Annotated in this window: 17 protein-coding genes and 1 pseudogene; 3 read left to right on the forward strand and 15 right to left on the reverse strand. The window is 42.9% G+C overall.

Features of this window, described 5'->3' with window-relative positions:
- Window positions 1–138 precede the first annotated feature (138 nt).
- From HMPREF9389_RS10360 to HMPREF9389_RS10315, 10 genes are all read right to left on the reverse strand, one after another.
- Complete coding sequence (locus tag HMPREF9389_RS10360; protein ID WP_002927777.1) at window positions 139–867, reverse strand: ABC transporter permease; 729 nt, start codon at window positions 865–867, stop codon at window positions 139–141.
- Complete coding sequence (locus tag HMPREF9389_RS10355) at window positions 860–1,699, reverse strand: ABC transporter ATP-binding protein (protein WP_032906135.1); 840 nt, start codon at window positions 1,697–1,699, stop codon at window positions 860–862. Before HMPREF9389_RS10355 ends, HMPREF9389_RS10360 begins: the two co-directional genes overlap by 8 nt.
- Before the next feature lie 41 nt (window positions 1,700–1,740).
- Entirely contained in the window at window positions 1,741–2,313 is a 573-nt protein-coding gene (locus HMPREF9389_RS10350) for a DUF2812 domain-containing protein (protein WP_002927779.1), read from the reverse strand.
- A complete protein-coding gene (locus tag HMPREF9389_RS10345; RefSeq protein WP_002920200.1) occupies window positions 2,313–2,636 on the reverse strand; it encodes a PadR family transcriptional regulator in 324 nt (107 codons plus the stop codon). Before HMPREF9389_RS10345 ends, HMPREF9389_RS10350 begins: the two co-directional genes overlap by 1 nt.
- A 225-nt stretch (window positions 2,637–2,861) precedes the next feature.
- Entirely contained in the window at window positions 2,862–3,650 is a 789-nt protein-coding gene (locus HMPREF9389_RS10340; RefSeq protein ID WP_002927780.1) for a M15 family metallopeptidase, read from the reverse strand.
- Window positions 3,637–4,335, reverse strand: coding sequence for a histidine phosphatase family protein (locus HMPREF9389_RS10335; RefSeq protein ID WP_002927781.1), 699 nt, complete (start codon window positions 4,333–4,335; stop codon window positions 3,637–3,639). Before HMPREF9389_RS10335 ends, HMPREF9389_RS10340 begins: the two co-directional genes overlap by 14 nt.
- A 99-nt stretch (window positions 4,336–4,434) precedes the next feature.
- On the reverse strand, window positions 4,435–5,136 hold the full coding sequence (locus HMPREF9389_RS10330; protein WP_002927782.1) for a histidine phosphatase family protein: 702 nt from the start codon (window positions 5,134–5,136) through the stop codon (window positions 4,435–4,437).
- 136 nt (window positions 5,137–5,272) lie between these two features.
- On the reverse strand, window positions 5,273–6,169 hold the full coding sequence (locus HMPREF9389_RS10325) for a hypothetical protein (protein WP_002905354.1): 897 nt from the start codon (window positions 6,167–6,169) through the stop codon (window positions 5,273–5,275).
- Between the two features lie 132 nt (window positions 6,170–6,301).
- The gene (locus tag HMPREF9389_RS10320; RefSeq protein WP_002927783.1) at window positions 6,302–7,639 is read right to left on the reverse strand and encodes a PFL family protein; all 1,338 of its coding nucleotides are present in this window, start codon (window positions 7,637–7,639) and stop codon (window positions 6,302–6,304) included.
- Between the two features lie 10 nt (window positions 7,640–7,649).
- Entirely contained in the window at window positions 7,650–7,916 is a 267-nt protein-coding gene (locus HMPREF9389_RS10315; protein ID WP_002893729.1) for an ACT domain-containing protein, read from the reverse strand.
- A gap of 254 nt (window positions 7,917–8,170) precedes the next feature.
- Between HMPREF9389_RS10315 and HMPREF9389_RS10310 the strand changes: the two genes are divergently transcribed.
- The gene (locus HMPREF9389_RS10310) at window positions 8,171–11,278 is read left to right on the forward strand and encodes an LPXTG-anchored zinc carboxypeptidase (RefSeq protein WP_032906140.1); all 3,108 of its coding nucleotides are present in this window, start codon (window positions 8,171–8,173) and stop codon (window positions 11,276–11,278) included.
- A gap of 58 nt (window positions 11,279–11,336) precedes the next feature.
- Here the strand turns inward: HMPREF9389_RS10310 and HMPREF9389_RS10305 are convergent, their stop codons facing one another.
- Window positions 11,337–12,371, reverse strand: a complete 1,035-nt coding sequence (locus tag HMPREF9389_RS10305) for a dihydrodipicolinate reductase (RefSeq protein ID WP_032906143.1) — start codon at window positions 12,369–12,371, stop codon at window positions 11,337–11,339.
- 86 nt (window positions 12,372–12,457) lie between these two features.
- Between HMPREF9389_RS10305 and HMPREF9389_RS10300 the strand changes: the two genes are divergently transcribed.
- A complete protein-coding gene (locus HMPREF9389_RS10300; RefSeq protein ID WP_002927786.1) occupies window positions 12,458–13,294 on the forward strand; it encodes a MerR family transcriptional regulator in 837 nt (278 codons plus the stop codon).
- Window positions 13,295–13,456: 162 nt separating this feature from the next.
- Here HMPREF9389_RS10300 and HMPREF9389_RS10295 read toward each other — a convergent pair whose 3' ends face one another.
- Window positions 13,457–17,677: a GH32 C-terminal domain-containing protein gene (locus tag HMPREF9389_RS10295; RefSeq protein ID WP_002927787.1), complete on the reverse strand. Its 4,221-nt coding sequence runs from the start codon at window positions 17,675–17,677 to the stop codon at window positions 13,457–13,459.
- Between the two features lie 273 nt (window positions 17,678–17,950).
- Window positions 17,951–18,268: pseudogene (locus tag HMPREF9389_RS12070) on the reverse strand (alpha-L-glutamate ligase); the annotation flags it as partial.
- Between the two features lie 429 nt (window positions 18,269–18,697).
- Between HMPREF9389_RS12070 and HMPREF9389_RS10290 the strand changes: the two are divergent.
- A complete protein-coding gene (locus tag HMPREF9389_RS10290) occupies window positions 18,698–19,834 on the forward strand; it encodes a YcjF family protein (protein WP_002927789.1) in 1,137 nt (378 codons plus the stop codon).
- Between the two features lie 140 nt (window positions 19,835–19,974).
- On the opposite strand, the gene HMPREF9389_RS10285 is transcribed toward HMPREF9389_RS10290, so the two are convergent.
- Together HMPREF9389_RS10285 and HMPREF9389_RS10280 are read right to left on the reverse strand one after the other, a co-directional pair.
- On the reverse strand, window positions 19,975–20,487 hold the full coding sequence (locus tag HMPREF9389_RS10285; protein WP_002927790.1) for a GNAT family N-acetyltransferase: 513 nt from the start codon (window positions 20,485–20,487) through the stop codon (window positions 19,975–19,977).
- Window positions 20,488–20,569: 82 nt separating this feature from the next.
- Window positions 20,570–21,352 (reverse strand): hypothetical protein, encoded by a 783-nt coding sequence (locus HMPREF9389_RS10280; RefSeq protein WP_002927797.1) that lies wholly within the window; start codon window positions 21,350–21,352, stop codon window positions 20,570–20,572.
- Window positions 21,353–21,586: the final 234 nt, after the last annotated feature.

A 21,586-nucleotide genomic window follows, 5' to 3' on the forward strand; every position in this document is an offset into this window, starting at 1 on the left:
CTATCAATTAGCACTCAAGCACCTCGAGTGCTAACTCATGATTCTATTATACACTCTTCTACTCCAAAGTCAAGACAAAAACTCAAAAAATTAGCACTCTTTTTACAAGAGTGCTAAAAATCGGTCTAGCGACCTAGATTAGTCGTCCAAGATTTGCAAATTGCGCATCAAATAGAAAGAAATTCCTGCAAAAAGAAGCAACCAAACTAGAAGAGCCAAAAATTCTCCGCTCCATAAATGGAAATGAGACCAATCTTTCATATAACTACTAAAGAGGCCCATAAAGCTATAACGCAGCACCTTAAATAAATCCTCGCTCATATTTGAAAACATAGGAATAAATGCTGCCAAGAGCATAGCCGGAACGCTAAGAGATTGTGCCATGACCTGATTTTTACAAAACAGACCAACCATTAAAAAGAAGAAAATTAAGACCAGCATGGTCAATAAGAGAACCAAACTATAGCTGAATACATGATTAGAAAGCTTAGCTCCTACCAAAATTGGGGTAATGACGATATAAAAAATCCCAATAATCGCAGGCCAGATTAAAGCAGAGAGAATGTATTGACCAGCTGTCACACCAGCCAAGCGCAAACTTTGCAAATTACGTTTTTCTCTTTCCTCAGCTAGGATGATAATAATAGGTGTTCCAACAGACATGGCTAGAGAGAAAGGCAGAGAGATCGTAAGCAACATAGTAGCTAGTTTATCCGCTCCAATTTCCTTACCAGCTCCATTCAAAGAAAAAATAAATTTATAGAGAAAAATAAGGAAAATCGGCATGAAAACCTGCAATAGAATACTTTTATTAGCTAGTGTCACTTGACCTCTTAGCCAAATCATACCTTTTAATTTATTAGACATTTAAGGTACCTCCTGTCAAAGTGATGAAAACATCTTCCAAAGTTGGTTCGCAGGAATGAATACTGATAACATTGGACAAATCCAAACCACCTTGCAGTTCATCAAAGGTAACTGTCTTCGTCGTCAAATCTTCATATTCTAAACGAACCCTCTTATCTGTATTATACTTTTGGATTATCTCATGCGGACTGCCTACTTCGACTAGTTTTCCTTTACTTAGCAAGGCCAAGCGATCACACAAGAGGGTAGCTTCCTGCATATCATGGGTCGTCAGAAAAATAGTTGCCCCCTGCGTTTTTAGTTCCAGCAGCAATTCGTGAATGGTGCGAGAGGTTGACGGATCCAAACCACTGGTTGGCTCATCCAAAAAGAGCAATTTGGGCTGATTAATCAGGGCGCGAACCAGTAGCATCCGTTGTTTCATACCCGTAGATAGTTTTTCAGCCACCTTGTTGCGACTATCATAAAGCCCCACTTTTCGGAGAAGTTCATCTACTTCTGTCATCTTAACACCAAAGAGCATAGCATAAGCCTTGAGATTCTTATAAAGTGATATCTTTTCATAAAAACCGCTGCCATCGCTGACAATCCCAATCTGCTCCAGGACTTCTGCCTTTAAATCCTCAACCGGTGCAGACAGCACATGAGCTGTCCCAGCATCTGCGGACAACTGTCCAGTCAAGATATTGATAGTCGTCGTTTTACCAGATCCAGATGGTCCTAGAAAGCCAAAAATCTCTCCCTCTCGGATGGAAAAATCGATTCCTGCTAGGGCTTCTTGTTCCTTGAATTTCTTTTTCAAGCCTTGCACTTCAATAATAGTCTTTTTCATTGTTTTCCTCGCTTTCACAAGAGTATTTAACAAAACTGCAATCAGTCTTTCAGTTCCTGCCTCATTTTCCAAAAACACAAGGCAATATGGACCAGTTGGCAGAATAGAATGAGCAATATAACACAATCTATTGCTAAGATTGATTTGAATAATAGACTTGCTTTCAAACTTTTCTGGGAAATATCTAGAATGAGATAGGTAGTGACACACAAAACCATGATGGCCGGCAAAAACCGCCATACAAGTAAACGCTTGACCATTTCTAGCTTAGACCAAGCATCATTATAGATTTCAAGATCGCTGTCTGCATCAAGCTGAGAAACTGGCTTGCGGAAATAAGAAAATTGATTAAAGTTTGTAATATGCTCCCAGCCACAATCCATAAACAGTTGATAATAGGATTCTTGCTCCGCCTTCTTCATGGGGCGAAAATCCAATTGATAGGCCACTTCCTGAGGCGGACAGGCTTCAAAAGTATAACGAACCGCAACAAGAAAGGGAGAATAACTTACTTTCTTCAATTTCCAGCCCTGGATGTGCATTTTTTTAAAATAAGCTGCTTCTCTGTCATAGTCTGCAATGGTAAAGATTTTATAGACAATTTTCTTTTCCATCAAACTTCCTCCTTACTATTGCGGTAAAGGCGCTCAATCCGCTGGATTTCCAACTCTAAAATCTGTCTTCCAAGCTCTGTGATAGAATAGAGTTTTCTCTTTTCTTCCTCACGAACAAAGGCAATCAGACCATCTTTTTCCATCTTTGCCAAGGTTCCATACATGGTTCCAGGGCTGATAGATAGCTGTCCTTCTGTCAGATCCTTGACTTTTTGAGTAATACTGTAGCCATGCCTTTCTTTCTGAAGACAGAAGAGGATATAAAAACCTGTCTCTGTCATTGGCACATAGACTCTCCTAAGCTTTTCTGTCAATCCACTCATCTTCTCATCTCACTTTCACCTCGATATATCGAACCTTGATATAAAAAATTATATCGCAGTTCGATATAGTTGTCAAGGATTTATAAATTTTTTTTACAAAAAGTGATTCATTTTTATCTATCAATGCTTCAGCTAAAGCTGCTTTAAGTCAGAAGCATAAGTGATTATAGACCTACATCCTGATAAATCAGCATAAAAAAAGCCAGGAACACCTGACTTACTTTTTTATTTTCCTGCTTCCTTGAGCAGGGCGATGTATTCTTCCAGAACCAGATTGTGCTTCTGCATATACTGGGCATTCTCCACACCGACATAGCGGTAATGCCAATTCTCAAAGTCAACTCCGGTAATATCACTCTTGCCATCCGGATAGCGAAGGACAAAACCATACTGGGGAGCTAGCTCCGCAATCTTGGCAGCCAATTCATCCTCCTGACCTTCTGGTGCGCTCATATCAATAGCCAAGCCCGTTTGATGCTCGCTGGCTCCTGGAAGCTGCACCTGCTTCAGCACGATGCTGACTGCTTCTTCATTTGACAAGCCTTTGGCGACTTCCCCAGCAACTTTTTCGTTATAGAGCTCCTCCTGCTCTGCTCGGCTGCGATAGCCAGAGATTAGAGTTTCTTCAGGAGCTATCGCCTGAGCTGCTGCTAGGAATTGCCGAGTATTTTCAGCAATGCGGCTGTCGACCTGGATCTCTCCGATCTGAGTCAGATCAGGTGTTTTTTCTTCTTGCTGGTTGTCTCGATTGACCAATATCAAATTCCAGTCAGTAGAAGAAACCTTGGGCAAATCAGACTGCGAACTCTCTGAGCTAGAAGAGCCCTTCGTAGCAGAACTACTAGACGAACCCGAAAACTGAATCTTTGCAAGCAGATCTTGTAACAAGGACGGACGGAAATAAATCGCCGTTCCTCCAGCTGCCAGACACAAGACGATTAACAGCAAAAGTGTCAACCCAATCTTCTTAGACTTCGATTTTCTCTTTTCTTTGCGATGTTTAGCGCGTTTCAACTTCTTCCTCCATTACTTTGGCACCGGCCTCTCGATAAGACATGTCTCCGACGCAAGCTACTGTGAATTTACCGTCTTCATAGTCTACAACCGTCACACTACCATTGTCCAAACCATGAGGCCGAGTTCGATTGATTAGATAGACAAAGGTTCCGATGGTCATGCCGTGGCTGACGACCAGAGCATTGCCACCACCAGCAGCTTCCAGCTCCTCAGCTATGGCTGAAAAGCCTTCCCAGATTCGGCCGCTGAGCTTTTCCCAGTTTTCCGCCCAGCCAGCTGTATCGACTTCTACAAGACCTTCTGCCAACTCAGCATAGCTAAGCTGATGAACATGCTCAATATTGAAAACCCGGGGCATCACACCCATAAAGAGTTCTCCATCATAACCACCATCAAAGCTACCAAAGCACCATTCGCGAATCCGTTTGTCAAAGGTATAAGGAATCTGATCTGTCAGGCCCAGTTCCTCTAGAATAATTCCCATGGTCTGAATAGTTCGGCCGCTGTCGCTGGAACGGGCCAATTTGAAATCAAGCCCAGCTTCTCTCAGGCCGATGCCCAACTCATGAATGCCACGTTCCCCGACTTCAGTCAATGGGGTATCGGACCAACCTTGAGCTCGGCCGATAGTATTAAACATGGTTTTGCCATGACGAACCAAGTATAATCTTGTTTTTGCCATTTCATTTCCTCCGTTATTCTTTTCATATTATACCATTTTATGAAGAAATTGGCTCCATCTGGCTTTCAAAGCAAAAAGCAGGAGTCTCAAAACTCCTGCTCATTCTTGATTTTCTCGATCCAATATAGCTGCACCAACCTGACGGTAAGACACATCACCCAAGGCCTGGATGCTAAAGCGACCATCTTCATACTCCAGCACTGTGACACTGCCATTGTCGACATTAGGATTTTTCGTGATATTCTCATCAACCAGATAAGCCAAAGTACCAATGGTCATACTGTGGCTGACGACCAGAGTATTGCCGCCGCCTGAGGACTCCACCTCTCTAGCAATGGCTTCAAATCCTTCTAAAATCCGACCGCTAAGCTTGTCCCAAGGCTCAGCCCAGCCAGCCGAATCCACTTCTACCAGGCCATTCGCCAAATCCGGCCAACTGAGTTCTTTGTAATTATCCGTCTTAAGAACTCGTGGGATAACGCCATGAAAGAGCTCACCACCATAAGCACCATCAAAACTGCCGAAACACCACTCCCGGATGCGCTTGTCATAGCGATAGGGAATCTGACCAGTCAGGCCCAGCTCCTCTAGGATAATCCCCATGGTCTGAATGGTCCGACCACTATCACTGGAAAAAGCCTTGACAAAAGGCAAACCAGACTCTCGCAATCCGATACCCAGCTCGCGAATACCGCGCTCCCCCTTAGCAGTCAGCGGGGTATCAGACCAACCTTGAGCCCGGCCGATAGTATTGAACATGGTCTTGCCATGACGGATAACATAGAGTCTTGTTTTTGACATAGTTTACCTCTTTTATTTTTGTTTGTTATAGTATATTTTGAAAAAGGCCTTCGAATTCTTTATGATAAAGAAGAGGGAGAACCCGGTTTCCCACTATGATAGACAGCGGCTCACCGTGAAATCAGCATCTAATCAACTATAGAGACTTAATATGAACTTTGACGGCACTGACACACCCAAGAATAATGTACAGATAATGGAGCCAATAATTAAGACCAAACTGTCCGGATAAAGCAGCTTTATTAATAGCGATAATGGCTTGCAAAATATTGCCTTCCCCTTGGTAAAAAGAATTGGCATAACCAATTTGAACAGCTACAAAGCTCATCGCTAAAGTAAAAAAGAAACTTGCCACAATTCCTAAAACAGAAATACCTTTGACAAACTTTTCATAGCAAGCAATGCTAAATAGCAGTGTAAAACCTGATATGAAGCCCATGGCCAAGGATGCACCTGTCAGAAAGAAGACAAGACATGCACCAAGTAAGCTCGTCAAGAATGCTCCGAGAACACCCAGAAAATAATGTATTTTCTGCGGACTTTGATGAGGAAGGGAGCGCTTTGTCACCTTATCCTGCGAGATGGAAACCATCCGCTCATAGCTAGATGGCGTGAGAAAGAGCCAATCTCCTTTGATCTGATACAAGTCCACATCTCCGGTTTCACCAGTTTTTTCACAGGCGCTAACCAGCCCTTGCTCCTCAAAGTAGCGGGTGCAGTCTTCGATAGCCTCCTCCAAAATATCCGGCAGCAGATCCCGATCCTGATTAGCTAAAATCTGACAGGCCAGGTTATAGCCAGCTCTCTCAAAATCAATCAAAACCTCAGAATCATTGATCAAAGCTTCCAAGGCATCTCGACCGATATAGCCCTGCTCACATCTGACTGAAAAGAAAATCGCAAATTCATCGCCATCTGTTATGGTCTCTAGATAAAAAGCATAATCCCTTCTACGGCCATATATAATGCCGCTCTCCTTATCAAAATCCAAACCTAAATCAAGGGCCAGCTCAGCTAGCTCTCTTTTATTCATAACCTAAACAATCTCCTTATAATCCCCTATCTTTCAAGCATCCAGCTAGACTCAATCCCGCAAACTCCTAATCAGAAACTGAATAGCTGTCCTTGACGATGCTTTCTTAAAAGCTGTTTCAAATCTAACTTTTTAGTTTTTAAAGCTGTGAATGGGCGCTGGAATCTGACCGCCCCGCGCGATAAAGGCAGCAGACGAAGCTTGATTGACCTTCATGACCGGAGCTGTTCCCAAGAGCCCGCCAAATTCAATCATATCGCCTTCCTTGCCTTTCGGAATAATCCGCACAGCTGTTGTCTTCTGATTGATAACTCCAATCGCCGCTTCATCCGCAATCATGGCTGCGATGGTTTCAGCCGGTGTCGCTTCTGGAATGGCAATCATATCCAAACCGACCGAGCAGATAGCTGTCATCGCTTCTAACTTTTCTAGATTGAGCGAGCCATTTTGGACAGCCGCAATCATACCCTCGTCTTCTGAAACAGGGATGAAAGCACCAGATAGACCGCCAACCTGATTGCAGGCCATAACACCGCCTTTTTTAACTTGGTCATTGAGCAGGGCGAGTGCCGCTGTCGTGCCATGAGTACCGACTGTTTCCAAGCCCATTTCTTCCAAGACTCGGGCTACTGAGTCCCCGACTGCCGGTGTCGGAGCCAGACTCAAGTCAACAATCCCGAACTTGACACCTAGGCGCTCGCTGGCCATCTGACCGACTAACTGACCGATACGAGTGATTTTGAAGGCTGTTTTCTTGACCGTTTCAGCCACCACGTCGAAGCTCTCACCACGGACCTTTTCCAAGGCCCGCTTGACAACACCTGGCCCAGAAACACCGACATTGATGACCACATCTGCTTCACCGACACCATGAAAAGCGCCCGCCATGAAAGGATTGTCCTCTACCGCATTGGCAAAGACGACCAGCTTGGCCGCACCCATGTCAGAAAGCTGGGCCGTTTCCTTAATAATCCTCCCCATATCCGCCACTGCCGTCATATTGATACCGGTCTTGGTTGAGCCGATATTGACAGAGGAGCAGACCTTGTCCGTCTCAGCCAAAGCACGTGGAATAGAATTAATAAGAATTTCATCCCCTTTTTGATAACCCTTTTGGACCAAGGCCGAGAAGCCACCGATAAAGTCAACACCGATCTCTTTAGCCGCCTTGTCTAAAGCCTTGGCTAGCGGCACATAATCTCTGCTGTCTGTCGCTGCCCCAATCAGAGAAATCGGAGTCACTGAGACCCGCTTGTTGACGATGGGAATCCCGAGCTCGGCAGCAATTTCATCCCCAACTGCTACCAGGTCTTTCGCTTTGGTCGAGATTTTTTGGTAAATCTTTTCCGCCGCTCGATTAATATCTGTGTCAATGCAATCTAAGAGTGAAATGCCCATGGTGATGGTCCGAATATCAAAATTCTGCTCCTCAATCATGGCAATGGTTTCTGTTACTTGTCTAATATCCATCCTTCACTCCTTAGATATTGTACATGGCATCAAAAATGGCTGCGCTTTGAATATTGATTTTAACGTTGAGCTCTTGGCCGAAAGCTTCAAACTCATTGCGAAGGGCCGTAAAATCTTGCTTTTCATCGCTTGACACCAAGGCCATCATGGTGAAATATTCCTCCAAAACGGTTTGGGAAATATCGTCAATATTCAGCCCCAGCTCCGCAATCTTAGTGGAAACTCCGGCTACAATCCCTGTTTTATCTTTTCCGACAACGGTAATAATTGCTTTCATGCTTGGCTCCAATCATTTTCAGTTTGTCTCATTGTAGCATAAATTCGAGGATTTTGTATACTATTTCAGAAAATAAAGGCAGAAGGTTCGGATATTGCAAATAGCACTCGGAACAAGGAATATCCCCCTATGCTCAGCAATTCATCTGAGAAATCATTTTGGGCAACTTTGTATGTTTTTTCTATTTTTTATTGAAAGCGCTTTCTATATTTGTTATACTCAATACAGAACATTTTACAAAAGGAGATTTCCTAATGAACGATTCATACAAAAAGCGTCTCTATACTCAGGCCTTGAGTTTATCAGCCGCAGTATTGATGGCTGTCTTAGCTCAGGGTAAGGCCGCAGCTGACCAGCAGAACAGCACCGACTCACAGCCAGCTGCCAATCAGGTAGAGGCTGTCACTCCTGCAACAGAAGCAGCTCAAGCTGCTCCAAATCAGACAGGAGAAAAAGAACAGACTCCTGCTCCTGCAGCGGACAATCCAGCTGTCTCTGCAGCAGGTCAACCAAGAGCAGCTGCTTCTGAAGAAGCCAAGACCCAGCTGGCCGACAGTACCGTTTATATGTCTGAGCCTGCAGAGCTCAAGGAAACAGTCCAAGGACAGGCTTCTCAGGCGGGCAAGCTGACCTGGACTCTGGACAATAAACCGATTCCTGACTGGAAAACCTGGAACATGGACACTGGCACCTTTACTGGGCAACCCTTTCTCACTATCGAGGAAAAAGCCGACGGAAATGACCTTCATCTGAATCTGCAGTTTAAGGAACTTTTCGGACAAGATCTCAGCCTGCGCTCTCCCAACAATATCCGCCGCACTTATCGGAACTTCATCGGGAGCCATGAACTGGTTGGTACGAGCCAGGACTTGAGCCTGACTATTCGTAAAAATATCGTCTTGCGCCCTTATGAAGACTTCCACAGCCATGAGGAGATGCTGGCGTCTATTGAAAAGAGCAGACAGGATGCCAAGACCGATCGCTTGGTACAGATTGAGGATATCGGAAAGAGCGCTCAGGGTCGTGATATCAAGCTGGGTATCATCAGTTCTGACCAAAAGAGCATTGACGACTACCTCAGCACAACTAATCCGCAGGCCTTGACCAAACCAGCAGAAATGCTGGCAGCGCTCAAAAATGGCAACCTAGACTATAAACTGCCTGTGCTCATTAACAACACCCACGCTGATGAACAGCCTGCTATTGATATTATCACAGGTCTATTTAAGACCTTTGCAACCAAAGACCAAGTCAGATTCAAAACAACCGCTGCCGATGGTTCTGAAAAACTTGTCACTCTCAAAATCCAAGATTTACTGAAGAAGTTTATCTTCCTCTTTGACTTTACGGAGAACCCTGACGGCGATGTCCTCAACACTCGGGCTCTGGCCAATGGCCTTGACCCTAACCGTGATACTGGCTACCAAACCAATCCCGAAACCCGCACCGTTGCTGGATTGATTAACAAATGGAACCCAATTGCCCTCTATGATATCCACGGCTTTGTCAAGGAATTCCTGATTGAGCCGGCAACCCCGCCGCATGATCCTAACTTTGAATATGACCTTTTGGCAGACCTCATGCTGGACAATGCCCACCACATGGGGCGGGCCGGCGTTGCCAACTCTGGCTACGACAAATACATCATTCCAAAACTGGACTGGGGAGACGGATGGGACGATTCCTTCTCCGGCTACACAGCGGTTTATTCTATGTACCATGGCATCCTGGGACATACCATTGAAATTCCCGAGGGCAATCAAGAGTCCTACAAGGCTGGATATTATGCAGTTCTAGGAGGTCTTGACTATCTAGTCCAAAACCCCGACAAGCTCATGGAGATGCGTCTCAACTTCTACCTGCGCGGCATCAATAAAGTCGAAGATCCTAAGGCAGAAAATGAACTCGTCGGACCTGATGGTCAGGTCGTAGGCCGGATTAAAAAAGGCCAGGAAAAATTCTTCCCAGACTACTATGTCATCCCGATGGGAGTGGACAAGGACAACGATACCCAAGAAGCCTTTAATATGATTAACTATTTCAAGCGCAACGGTGTCCTTGTCAAAGAACTCAAGGAAGACAGCGGCAACTATAAAAAAGGTGATTTGGTTGTCGATATGGCGCAGGCCAAGCGTGGCTATGCCAACCATGTCCTCTACAAAGGCTCAAATGAATCCAAGTGGGCAGCCATGTACGCGGAATTGGTCGTCAATTTTCCTGATATGAAAGGCTTCAAAGCCCAGCCAGTCTTCGGCGACAAGCTCTTTGAAGGCAAGCTAGGCGACGTGACAGCCCTCCGTGCTGCACGTACTAGTCAAGTTGACGAGAAAGCGCCGTATTATGTCATTGCCAATACGTCCGAAAGTGCCGTTAAGGCCATCAATCAAGCTCTTGCAGAGGGCAAAAAGGTTTATCTGACAGAAGATGGCTACATCGTTGATACACCGACCTTTACCAGCCTCCTAGATCGTTATGCTATTTACGGTGACGCCCTTTATAAGATTCCACAAGGACCGACTCTGAAGCCTCTCAAGGTCTATGCACCGCCACATCAATTTTCATGGGCAGGCGTGGACGCACCAGCTCATACTGCCTTAGCTCTGAAGAATATGGGCTTTGACATCGTCGATCACCCAGAAGATGCAGATGTCATCGTCCTTGAAAGCAACAACTATGACAAGTCTCTTGTCGGACTCAAGCCAACTATCGTTGTCGGAGGCTCTGCTATGCAGCGCCTGGAAAAACTAGGAATCCTAGACGGCTTTGATGCTGAGCGCTTCAAGAACGGCAGTGATTATGAAGGACTGATGAAGGCCGTTATACAAGAACAAGACCCGCTGACCAGCGGTTACAAGAAGGATGGACTCTTTTACTCCAACTCTGGTAACTGGATTGCTAAGATTCCTGCCAACTTTAGGACTCTTGCCAGCATTGCTGGCAGTGACTTCTACATCGCTGGCTGGTGGCCTGGCAATGAGCAGCTGGCCAACAAAGTTGTAGCCATTGCTGGTACCTATAACGAGAAGCCTCTCTTTGTCTACGCCGGCAATCCGACTAACCGCCTTCACCCTGTTCATTTCTATCGCTGGATTTCCAATGCTATCTTTGGCGGCCAGTTAGCTGAGCTGACAGACTTATCAAGTCCTGCGACACCTGACCCAACCTACCAAGCTCCAAGTCAGACTGTCCTTGACTGGAAGCCTGCTACAGTGAATCCACCGGCTCAAGAGGTAGTCCTGACCTACAAGAGTCGAAGCCTTCCGCAGACCGGCAGCCAAGAAAAACCTGCTAGCTTCGCTCTAGCTGGACTTCTAATTGCAGGAGCAGCTGGACTCTTCCTCCTAAAGAAGAAGGAAGACTAATACTTAAAAACACACCTCCCAATTGATACGGGAGGTGTATTTTTAGTTATAAGCTCTGCTATTTTTCCACATAGGTATGAAGCGGATAGGTCGGATAAGCCAACTCACGCGCTAATTCTGAAGTCACATAACCTGCTGGTGCATCTAGCACAGAAGGGATTCGATTGACGATAGTGGCACAGGTCAAGGCTACAGTATCAGGCTTGCTGACTGAGAAGACTAGATTTGGCTCGCCAGTAATTTCCCAATCACACATATCTCCGTCATTTTCACGATAGACCTTGCCAATACATTCTACTTCCAACTCAATTCCCTGATGGGTATGAATGGTCGTCACAGCTGACATACCCGTTACTTGCCCCGCTGGAACCGTTCGTCCTAGCGTTTCAGAATAAACATCTTCATCCAAAATATAAGGCACGCTCTTTTGCGAAATATCCTGAATAGTCCAGTTCATCTTAGAGCAAATAGCTTCAGCAGCATTCCACATATAGGACGGCAGGCTCTCAGCACTGGCAATTTCCTTTTCAAATCGCTCTGAATCGTAACCAGCACCATGCGCTTCTGCCAAAGCCAGACCATAATCTTCCACATTATAGCTGACAACCCCTTTCACCTTTTGAATGCGATTAAGGCCAGCCATAGCCAAGCAAGGCATATTAATCCAGTAAATATCCTGCATACCAGATCCCATTACAGTGACACCATATTCTTTCGCCAGCTTGTCCAAGCGGTTTGTTTCAGATGGCGACGTCGTCCAAGGGTAGATAGCTTCCTCACAGGTCGTGATGATATTCACCCCATGCTTGATAGCTGTTTCAAAAAAATCATACATTTCCGGCATATAGGAAGCAATGGTGACAATGGCAATGTCTGCGTCACACTCTCCAAAGACATGTTCAGCATTATCAGAAATCAGGACACCAGTCTTATGGCCTAGCTCTGCAAAATCACCAACATCCTGTCCTACTACAGCAGGATTGTTATCAATAGCTCCGACGATTTCCACACCGTGATCCAGTAGGTACTTGAAAATCACTTTAGACATCTTGCCGCAGCCATACTGGACAGCACGAATTTTTGTATTTCTCATGGCAAACCCTCCATTAATTGTTATTATTTTCACAATTATAGTATAATATCTCTAGTAACTAGAGAGTCAATAGAGAGTTTAAAAAAATGAAAAAAATTTTGCGTATCGGAGAGTTTTCCCAAATAAATCAAATTTCCATCCAAACTCTAAGATTCTATGACCAAATCGGTCTTTTAAAACCCTATAAAGTCGATCCAGAAACCAACTATCGCTACTACCACATCAATCAATCTTCTCTGGTTGACTCCATTCAGTACCTGCGTCAACTGAATTTTTCTCTAGAAGACATCAAAGAAATCCTATCTGACAAGGACCATTTTCAACTGCACCAGCTTATCGAGGAGCGCTATCAGCGCCTTCTAGAGGAAAAAGAAAATTTAGAAAAACAAATCCAAGAAATCGAAATCTTTCGGTCTGGTGCCCGTATCTATGGCGAAAAACAGAGCGAGCAAGAACTGGAAATCCTAACTTTTCCTGAACGGCAGCTGCTTACTTTTGAAATCGATCAAAATATTTATCAAATGAAAAGTGAGGAATACGAACTTGCTCTCCGCTACTTCAAGCAAGAAATCCTGCGTTACAGTCCTTTTTTCACTCATTTCAGCCGTGTTGGCTCCATTATGAAACAAGAAGATTTCCAAAAAGAAAGATGGATTTCCAAGCAACTCTGTCTCTTCCATCATACTCCCAATGAACTCCCTCACTTAAATCGAATATTGCTGCCAGCAGGAAATTATGCTGTTGCTTACTGCTCTTCCTTCGCAGATGAACTTAGAGCTCTGCCGCATTTTCACCAAGCTCTAATCCAAGCTGGATATACTCCTGTGGGTGATTATATCTGCGAGGTCATCCATGAACAGCCACAACTCCAGGAGCAGCACCGCGATATGTTCATCCGGATGCAAGTTCAGATAGAGGGATAAAAAGCAAGCAGATGCATGTAGCGAAATTTCTTGCCAAATACTGGAGCATGCTCAGCTAAAAACCAATTATTTCACAAGCTGTATCTACAAGCCGTATCTATATCAAAAAAAGATGGGAAAACACCCATCCTTTTTATGTGCAAGTAATCATTGCTTAGCACCTTAGCCTTCTTGTTTCTTCCTTCCAGCTAGAAGACCTATTCCCAGAAAAGCTAAACCAGCCAGAGGCAGAAACTTATCTTCTTGAGTGCCAGTCTTAGGCAGAGCTGAGTCGGGAGCTGGCTGCAATCTTGGCGTTGGAATAACTTTTCCTTCCTCACCTTGCTTCAGAGCTTGAGGCTGGGCTATTGTCAAAGGCTGTTTAGCACTTTCAGCCACCACCACCTTGCTGCCAACTTCTACTAGTTCGTCAACTGCTAGAGAGAGCACTTCCTGACCGAGGACGGTTCGCTGACCGTTCAAGACTTCTACAAAGACTCGCTTTTGACCCTTTTGGCCAGCTACAAGTATCCGCCGCTGCCCTTGTTCCAGTTCTGGATTTTCCTGTTCTAGAGTCTGATATGCAATTTCTTCCATTACGATTTCTAAGAACGGCTTTTCTTCCACTAGGTCCTTTATTCCTTCTTCCGGAGTGACCTGATGACTTGGTTTCAGAGCCAGGGCAGCTAGAGCTGTCTTCAGTTCCTGCTCTGCTTTATCTAAATTCGTCTGCTCCGCTTTTTCATCTGCCAAAAGAGACTGAGCTCGAGCCAAGGCTGCCTGGTAAGCCTGAACTGTCTCATCTGTGTAGAGGCTCGGATCTAGACTAGCCGTACTGTCTACCACTTTCTGCAGAGAAGCCTTATTAACTGCTGGGTCATGAAGATTGGTCAAAAAGAAATTGCGCGCTTCCAAATCCCCATCCCAGAGTCCCAGACCGACGTAGGCATCATTATAATAAGGCTCAACCGTATCAAATTGGTGGTTCAGGTATTCTACACCGTCAACAGATACACTGACACCATTTTTAGTTTTCACTAGCTTAACATGGTAGAACTGGCCGTCATTAAGATGCTTGCCATTCATGCTACTTTCTGCAATCGTCTCTCCCATAAAGCGGTAAAGTCGAATCTTATCATTATCACCAAATTGAATAGAATAAGCATTGCGAGGGTCAACATTTTCAGACGCATAGAAAATATTAATCAAGCCTTTTTGATACTTGAGATCCACATCCAAGTTATATTCAGGGAAAGGAATCTTCTGACCTCCCATATAATAATCATTGGCGCTGGTATTATGATTATAGAGACTTTCACAGTCGACATACCACTTACCGGAAACAGCTTTTAAATCTGGAACATTGGTCTTAAAGTCATTACGGCTGATATTGATGGTGAAGACCTTGGAAAGACTTGGATTTTCCTTAGAGGTCGCCGTTACCTTGACCACACCCCTTTGCAGAGCAGTCACTCGCAGCTTATTGCCATCTTCCGTGACAGAGACCAGGTTTGGCTGATCCACACTCCAGCTGACCGCTTGAGAAACACTTGCTGGCATGACATATGCTTTCAAATCCAAGGTATCTCCGACATAAATATTATTTGTTACAGGAGAAGCCTGCACTAGTTCCAGTGGTTTGCTCACTGCCTGTTTGTCTTTCCAGATGCCCTTCAGCGGATAAAGAGCAATGTCAGCCTTAGCAGCACCACCTTCTACAAACACACTAGCCGCAAGGCTATTTGGCGCAGGGAAAATCTGATTGGCACCCGCCACAGTATATCCTTTGGCAAAGACTTCTAGACTAGAACGATCTACGTAGAGATGCAGATCTATGCTGCCATCCGCATTGCGTTTGACGGACTGACTATCCACCTGAGCAAATTTATTACTGAGAAGAATGCCGGACTGGCTGCGGTCAATAGAGAGAGTTTCCTTTTCTAGATCATAGATAACTCTAGTCACTTCTCCATCTCCAACCCGCAGGTTAAAACCGACTTTCTTAGTCGTTTCACTCGGCCGGAAAGTAGAGACAATTTCATACTGATCACCGGAAAAATCTTTCAACAGCTCATTCTTCTCACTAACTTCCACGTCTTTATACAATACAGCCTTGTCTTCCTGACGCAGAGACTGATAGGCTGCTATTGGCGTCTGAGTCAGCCGATAGCTACCGTCTTGTTTGATAAGACCTAGTTTGAGGTTAAGATTGAAGGTGCCGTTGAACTTCTGACCGACGGTATCGGCTACTAGATTACAGTAGTCCTCCCAGGTATTCATCCAGTTAGACTCGATAATGTCAGGTAGGGTTGGATTAGCCTTGCTGCCAAAGTCCTGAACGTAGTAAGTCATGGCCGCATAAGAGTCTTTACCAAAGTTCATAACCTGATCAGCCTGAGCAAACTCAGCATCTGGGACGAAGGTCCACTTGCCCTCCACCTGTCTAAAATCACCGACCTTATAGGAGCGCCCGCCACGAGACAGGACCCATTTTAGGCCACCATCATCTGCCAGTAGAGGATAGAGATCTGGGCACTCCGTATGGAGATCCGCATAAGTCGACTCCACCTTCCAATTACGCAGATTATCAGACGAATAAATTCTCAGCGGTCCGCCTGCAACGACCATGAACCATTTGCCCTCCCAACGGAAGACCTTGGGGTCACGGAAATCCTGAGATTGCAGTGGATCATCCGTCCAGTCAGCTGCAATTTGATCAAGCTTCGTCCAAGTCCGACCCTCATCTTTACTGTAGGCTAACTTGATGCGCTGACCATTTCCGTCGGCAGTAATCAGTGCGACTAAACCGCCCTGGTCATTGTCAAATAAACCAGAGGAATTGGTAGTATCTGCTACGATAGAGCCTGAGAACATAGCCCCATTAGCATCCGGATAAAAGGCAATCGGCTGTTCTTCCCAATGAATCAAATCCTTGCTGGTCGCATGGCCCCAGTGCATAGGTCCCCACTTGGTATCGTCGTAAAACTGATAGAAGAAATGATAGACTCCCTTATAATAAACCAGCCCGTTGGGATCATTGGCCCAACCGTCCTTGACCGAATAATGATACTGACCGCGATAGAGCTCATTGTAGTATACCTCATCTGCCTGCCGACGATGGACATTGAGCCGGTAAGTCAGGCTGACCTCCTGCCCATCCGCATCCGTCACAGTGCTGGTCACAGTCAGATAGTTTGCCCCCACTACCAGCGGAATATTCTTCAAATCACTATAAACCCTACCTGCAGCATCGGTCACGCTTACCTTGGCAGCAAGATTTTTCGCTACGACAGTCAAGTCTACATTCTCAGCATCATGTTTGACATACTGGATAGTAATAGGGGCACTAAACTGACCTTTCTGCTCCACTTTCCCAACCGAAGAAGTCACCCTTATATCCTCCAACTCGGGATTAGACTGAGGAGTGATTTCTTTGTAAAAGGTGTTTTGAAAAAGCAGCTCGCTATTCCAGTTTAGTAAGCCAAAATAACCTTCTGACAGATAAGTATTCTGCCCCTTATCATCTCTCTGAAGCGTGTAATCTCCTGAGCTGGCCACTAGAATATCATTGACATAGTAGGATACCCAAGAGCCGATAGAAAGAACCTTGAGCCGATATTTATTATCATCCGTTGGCTCGATATGCTTTTCATTGATAAACTGATAATCACGCCCGCCTTGCCAACGCCAAAACTTCACATTGTTGCTTCCACCATCAATATTAACTGCATAGCTGCTCTTGTCATCTGGATTATTATTACTGCGGAAAATGAGGGCTGCCGCCCCTTCCTTACTGAGGAAAGTTACATCCGTTGAGTAAACAAAATCTTTGCCCTGACTTTGAGAGTAAAGGAAACTATCACCTTTGCCTCTGGCATCACTATAAAGTCCTTGCTCTCGGACTTCCCAAACTCCATTTTTGTCTCCCTTGGCTTCTGCCAAATTAGTATTGAAGCCTGGTTGCTTATCTACAGTCTCTACGGCAGGGAGTTTTTCCGCAGCAACTTCCTTCGCTGCTGGCTGTTCGTCTTCTTCCTGTTTGATCTCTTTGGCATTTGCTGTGACTTGTTCTTCCTTATCGGCCTTTTGATTGGCTGACTCTACTGCTGCATCCTGACTACCTGCTTCCGTCGCTGCAGTCTCCCCGGCTACAAGGTTCTCTGTCTTATCAGCATTCCTTGTAGAAGCAGCTATTTGTCCGCTCTCAGGCTCCGAGACAGCTGATGAATCAGCCTGCAAGACCTGCGCAGGAGCTGGATTAGCCTTACCCTCATCTGCATAAACAACTCCACCGCCATCTAACAAGAAAGCTCCAAAAGCCAGCAAGGCACACCCAAAAACCCAACGCTTTCCGCTTTTTCTCATAAACCAATTTTTACACACTTTTTCCTGATGATTTTTCATGACACACCTCAATATTCTAAAAATAAAGTCAGACTCCTCACAACCAAATTTACTTCTACATAATGCACTCCTTTCACCTTTTCTTGTTCAAAATGAACACTTTGTTCAGCACCTAACTCCTTTATAAAAAAGGAGCAATCTCAATAATCTAAATATAACAAATTTTTGTAAGCGCTTCATCTAACGTTTGTCACAAAAACAAAATGACAGATGTCATATTTTGGAAACGAAGTAAAAACAAAAAGCCTCCAAAACAGAAAGCTTTTGTTTGTTTTAAATTTGTTCTGGATAGGATGCTGCTAGCTCGTTCTTTAGATATTCTGCCAGATGCTGATGAGCAAAAATTCCTGCTTTTTCTTCTGCTGTCGGATTATAGTTGGTATTGGTGTTCACGTCATAGACATAGATCTGACCTGTCTCCGACTCTACCCACTCAATAGCTGCCACATCAATACCAGCTTGAGCTAGAAATGTCTCGTAAGCCTGTCTTTGACTAGCAAGCAGCGGCTCCGTGATTTGAAACTTATCTGAGGTCTCTAGCTGAGCAGGCCTTTGTCCAATCTGACACCCATCTGCCGGACAAAGCTGAAACTCACATAACTACTTTTATATCTTCAATATCTTTGCCCCCTCTTCATTACAGCTAATAGATCACTGCTAACATTACTTCAATTTCTATCGAAGAATTTATTCTAAAATCTTTAAAACAAAGAGATAAACAAAATCATTAAATTGACTCTTTTAATTTCTTATATGATATAATTATTTAAAATATCATATTAGCGAGAAATATTATGTCAAAGACAAAAGGTAATAAAAAAGAAATTCTTCTAAAGTGAAATATATCTTAGGAAGCGGCGTTTTAATTTTAACCTCTACAGTTCTTCTGCCTAGAGTGTTGAAAAAAACTAGAAATTATGTATATAAAAAACAAGTAACACTAACCAATCATCTAAAAGACCGTCTTGATTGGAAGGACACGTTAGTTAAAAAATCTGACTATAACAAAGGTAGAAGATAATGCAAATCAATACAGATAATATTGCGCAGCAATGTCTCAACGCGATTAATGATAAAATTAATAATTTAAAAAGATTAAACATCATCGTCATTGGCAAATCAGGTGTTGGCAAAAGCACACTAATTAATAGTTTGTTTAGAGGTAATTTTGCTGATACTGGACTAGGCCGACCAGTAACTCAGGAAATTCGCAAAATTGAAAAAACCGGATATCCTTTGGCTATTTACGATACACCTGGCTTTGAATTGTCATATACCCAACAGGAGAGTGTCAAAGATGAAGTGATAAAACTAATTAATGACGGTTACGCTTCTAATGACATCAATGAGGTGATTCACTGCATTTGGTATTGTATTAATGTCGGTTCAAACCGTACCTTTGATAGCTCGGAAGTGGAATGGCTCAGAGAATTTTCTGAGAAAAATAAACAGTCTAAGGTACCAATCATCGTTGTCCTTACTCAATCTGTACCTAAGAGAAAAGCACTAGAAATGAAAGCTCATGTTGAGCAGGAAAACTTAGACGTCTGTAAAGTTGTGCCAATTTTAGCTCAGGATATGGATTTTGATGAGGAATATGTCGCTAAAGCTTTTGGATTAGATACTTTGATTGATGTAATGTCTGAAGTCTTGCCAACTGAACTACAGGATACACTGCAAAATATCCAAAAAGTATCTCTGGAATCTAAAAAAAAACATGCTAGGGCAGTCATTGCAACTGCAGTAGCAGCAAGTTTTGGCGAAGGTTTCGCTCCGGTTCCATTCGCAGATGCCTTCATGCTTGTGCCGACTCAGATAAGCATGATTACTGGCATCACAGTAATATTTGGGCTTGATATAAATAAAACTTTTCTAACCGCCTTTGTATCCTCAACTTTAGGATCTGGGGGAGCAACATTCCTTGGAAAAACAATTGTTTCTAATATACTCAAATTTATTCCCGGAGTAGGAACGGCAGTTGGTGGAACAATTTCCGGCACTACTGCTGGATTAATTACAACTGCTTTAGGCGAGGCTTACCTATTTTTAATGGAACAAATATTTAAAGGAGAAATAAGCAAAGAAGCGCTAGGTACTCCCGCCGGACAAAAACAAATGACAAAACTTTTTAGAGAACAATTGTCTAAAAAAAGATAATACACCAAGATTTTGAATCTTGGTGTATTTTTAGGTTAAATGACTTTTTACATCAAAAAAGACATCCAAGAGAAAACTTTTGAATGTTAGTAAAGTTTGATAACTCCATTGATTCTACCAGTAAACTGGGAATGATAATACTATAGATTCCTTATCTCAAATACTGCTGTATCCACCCACCCATTATTCATTTGTAAGTCATTTTCTATAATCCTAATAAAAGTGAAACCATTTTTCAAAAGCACTCTCTTAGAGGCCAGATTATCCGTTGCTGTTCCCGCAATGATTCTATTTAAACCATAAGTATGAAACGCCTTGTCTAAAACGAGTTTAACCGCTTCGCTTGCATAGCCTAAATTGGTGTAATTTTCTCCAATCCTATATCCAAGTTCTGCTGTTTTTCTATCATTCCCTAAAACACTTAAATTGATTCTTCCGACCATAGCACCTTGCACATCTCTAATAATATGCATGTAGGCGTCATGATTATCTTGTTCCATTAACAATTCCCTTGTAATTTCCTTAAAACCTTCTGGATCAAAATAGTTACCTGGTCTAGGAGGTAAATTTCGCTCAAAATACTCTTGATTTTCTTTTTCAAAAGTATATACATCTATACTATTTTCTTCAGACATCAGCTCTAAACTTATCATTGTAAAACATCTCTCACCATTATCTACATTCAAATTTTCTCAAGTTTACACAAAGTGAAATTTACAGAATTTAAACCAATTATTACTGTTCTCTTTTTTCTTTTAAAATAATTTCCTGAGCCTCTTTATATAAATAATGATAGCTAGTACGACTAATTTCTGATTCATCTATCAAATCAATAAGAAAATCAATTTCTTCCCTTGCTTCTTGACTTAATTTGAATCTTATATCAACTAGATTCTTTCGTAACTTTTTAAATAATCTGCCATACCCCTCAATTTCATCTTTCTCTTTCTTTTCTTTCAGTTCTATTTCTTTATTTTTTTCTCTATTGTTCTCTGCCATTGATTGGATTATTTCATAGTTGAATCCATCTCTTTCAATATCATTTTTCACTAATTCCATAAATTTTGGTGAAATACGAATGCGATTATATGCTTCTTTTACCACTGAAGTTATATTTGACCAACGAGGAACCTCTGTATACTCTTCGAAAATTAATATTTCAGAATCCGTTATAACAAGTTTCTTTTCTTCGACTATGAAGTATCCTTTTTCTTTATAATTTTTTATATCAGAAACATATTTCTCTAATCCCCATTGTCTCATAATCTTCTTACTATCATCAGATAAAACACTGTCATATACATAATTATATAACCAGTCAGGAAAACCAGCTTCACCTATAGTCCACCTTTGTTTTTCGTGAGAATATATTTGATTTCTCAATTCACGATCAGGAAATTTAACTTTATTATAAACATACTTAATGACTTCATCGCCATCTTGAACATACTCGTTCCAATATTTATCATACTTCGCGTAGGGAGTAAATTGTCTAGTTCTGTAAATAACTATACTCATCCTGTAAACTCCTTCATTTAACAAAATTCACAATTATCAATTTTTATTAGATAGTTTTATAGTACCATATTAAATTGATTAATACTGTCTATTTAATACAAATAAAATACATATTTTGAAAAATATCTATTATTAGGATTTTTTCTTTACATTTTCTACAAGGATATTTTACATTATATTAAAACAAGATGGTTTTTCTATAGCATATGGTAGACACTATTATAGTATTCTCAA

It is taken from the genome of Streptococcus sanguinis SK355 (genome assembly GCF_000212855.1).
GTDB lineage: Bacteria > Bacillota > Bacilli > Lactobacillales > Streptococcaceae > Streptococcus > Streptococcus sanguinis_A.

What these genes read in the sequence shown, in the direction of transcription:
- HMPREF9389_RS10360 (WP_002927777.1), bottom strand. Translation starts at nt 867, where the DNA reads ATGTCTAATAAATTAAAAGGTATGATTTGGCTAAGAGGTCAAGTGACA.
- HMPREF9389_RS10355 (WP_032906135.1), bottom strand. Translation starts at nt 1,699, where the DNA reads ATGAAAAAGACTATTATTGAAGTGCAAGGCTTGAAAAAGAAATTCAAG.
- HMPREF9389_RS10350 (WP_002927779.1), bottom strand. Translation starts at nt 2,313, where the DNA reads ATGGAAAAGAAAATTGTCTATAAAATCTTTACCATTGCAGACTATGAC.
- HMPREF9389_RS10345 (WP_002920200.1), bottom strand. Translation starts at nt 2,636, where the DNA reads ATGAGTGGATTGACAGAAAAGCTTAGGAGAGTCTATGTGCCAATGACA.
- HMPREF9389_RS10335 (WP_002927781.1), bottom strand. Translation starts at nt 4,335, where the DNA reads ATGGCAAAAACAAGATTATACTTGGTTCGTCATGGCAAAACCATGTTT.
- HMPREF9389_RS10330 (WP_002927782.1), bottom strand. Translation starts at nt 5,136, where the DNA reads ATGTCAAAAACAAGACTCTATGTTATCCGTCATGGCAAGACCATGTTC.
- HMPREF9389_RS10325 (WP_002905354.1), bottom strand. Translation starts at nt 6,169, where the DNA reads ATGAATAAAAGAGAGCTAGCTGAGCTGGCCCTTGATTTAGGTTTGGAT.
- HMPREF9389_RS10320 (WP_002927783.1), bottom strand. Translation starts at nt 7,639, where the DNA reads ATGGATATTAGACAAGTAACAGAAACCATTGCCATGATTGAGGAGCAG.
- HMPREF9389_RS10315 (WP_002893729.1), bottom strand. Translation starts at nt 7,916, where the DNA reads ATGAAAGCAATTATTACCGTTGTCGGAAAAGATAAAACAGGGATTGTA.
- HMPREF9389_RS10310 (WP_032906140.1), top strand. Translation starts at nt 8,171, where the DNA reads ATGAACGATTCATACAAAAAGCGTCTCTATACTCAGGCCTTGAGTTTA.
- HMPREF9389_RS10305 (WP_032906143.1), bottom strand. Translation starts at nt 12,371, where the DNA reads ATGAGAAATACAAAAATTCGTGCTGTCCAGTATGGCTGCGGCAAGATG.
- HMPREF9389_RS10300 (WP_002927786.1), top strand. Translation starts at nt 12,458, where the DNA reads ATGAAAAAAATTTTGCGTATCGGAGAGTTTTCCCAAATAAATCAAATT.
- HMPREF9389_RS10295 (WP_002927787.1), bottom strand. Translation starts at nt 17,677, where the DNA reads ATGAAAAATCATCAGGAAAAAGTGTGTAAAAATTGGTTTATGAGAAAA.
- HMPREF9389_RS10290 (WP_002927789.1), top strand. Translation starts at nt 18,698, where the DNA reads ATGCAAATCAATACAGATAATATTGCGCAGCAATGTCTCAACGCGATT.
- HMPREF9389_RS10285 (WP_002927790.1), bottom strand. Translation starts at nt 20,487, where the DNA reads ATGATAAGTTTAGAGCTGATGTCTGAAGAAAATAGTATAGATGTATAT.
- HMPREF9389_RS10280 (WP_002927797.1), bottom strand. Translation starts at nt 21,352, where the DNA reads ATGAGTATAGTTATTTACAGAACTAGACAATTTACTCCCTACGCGAAG.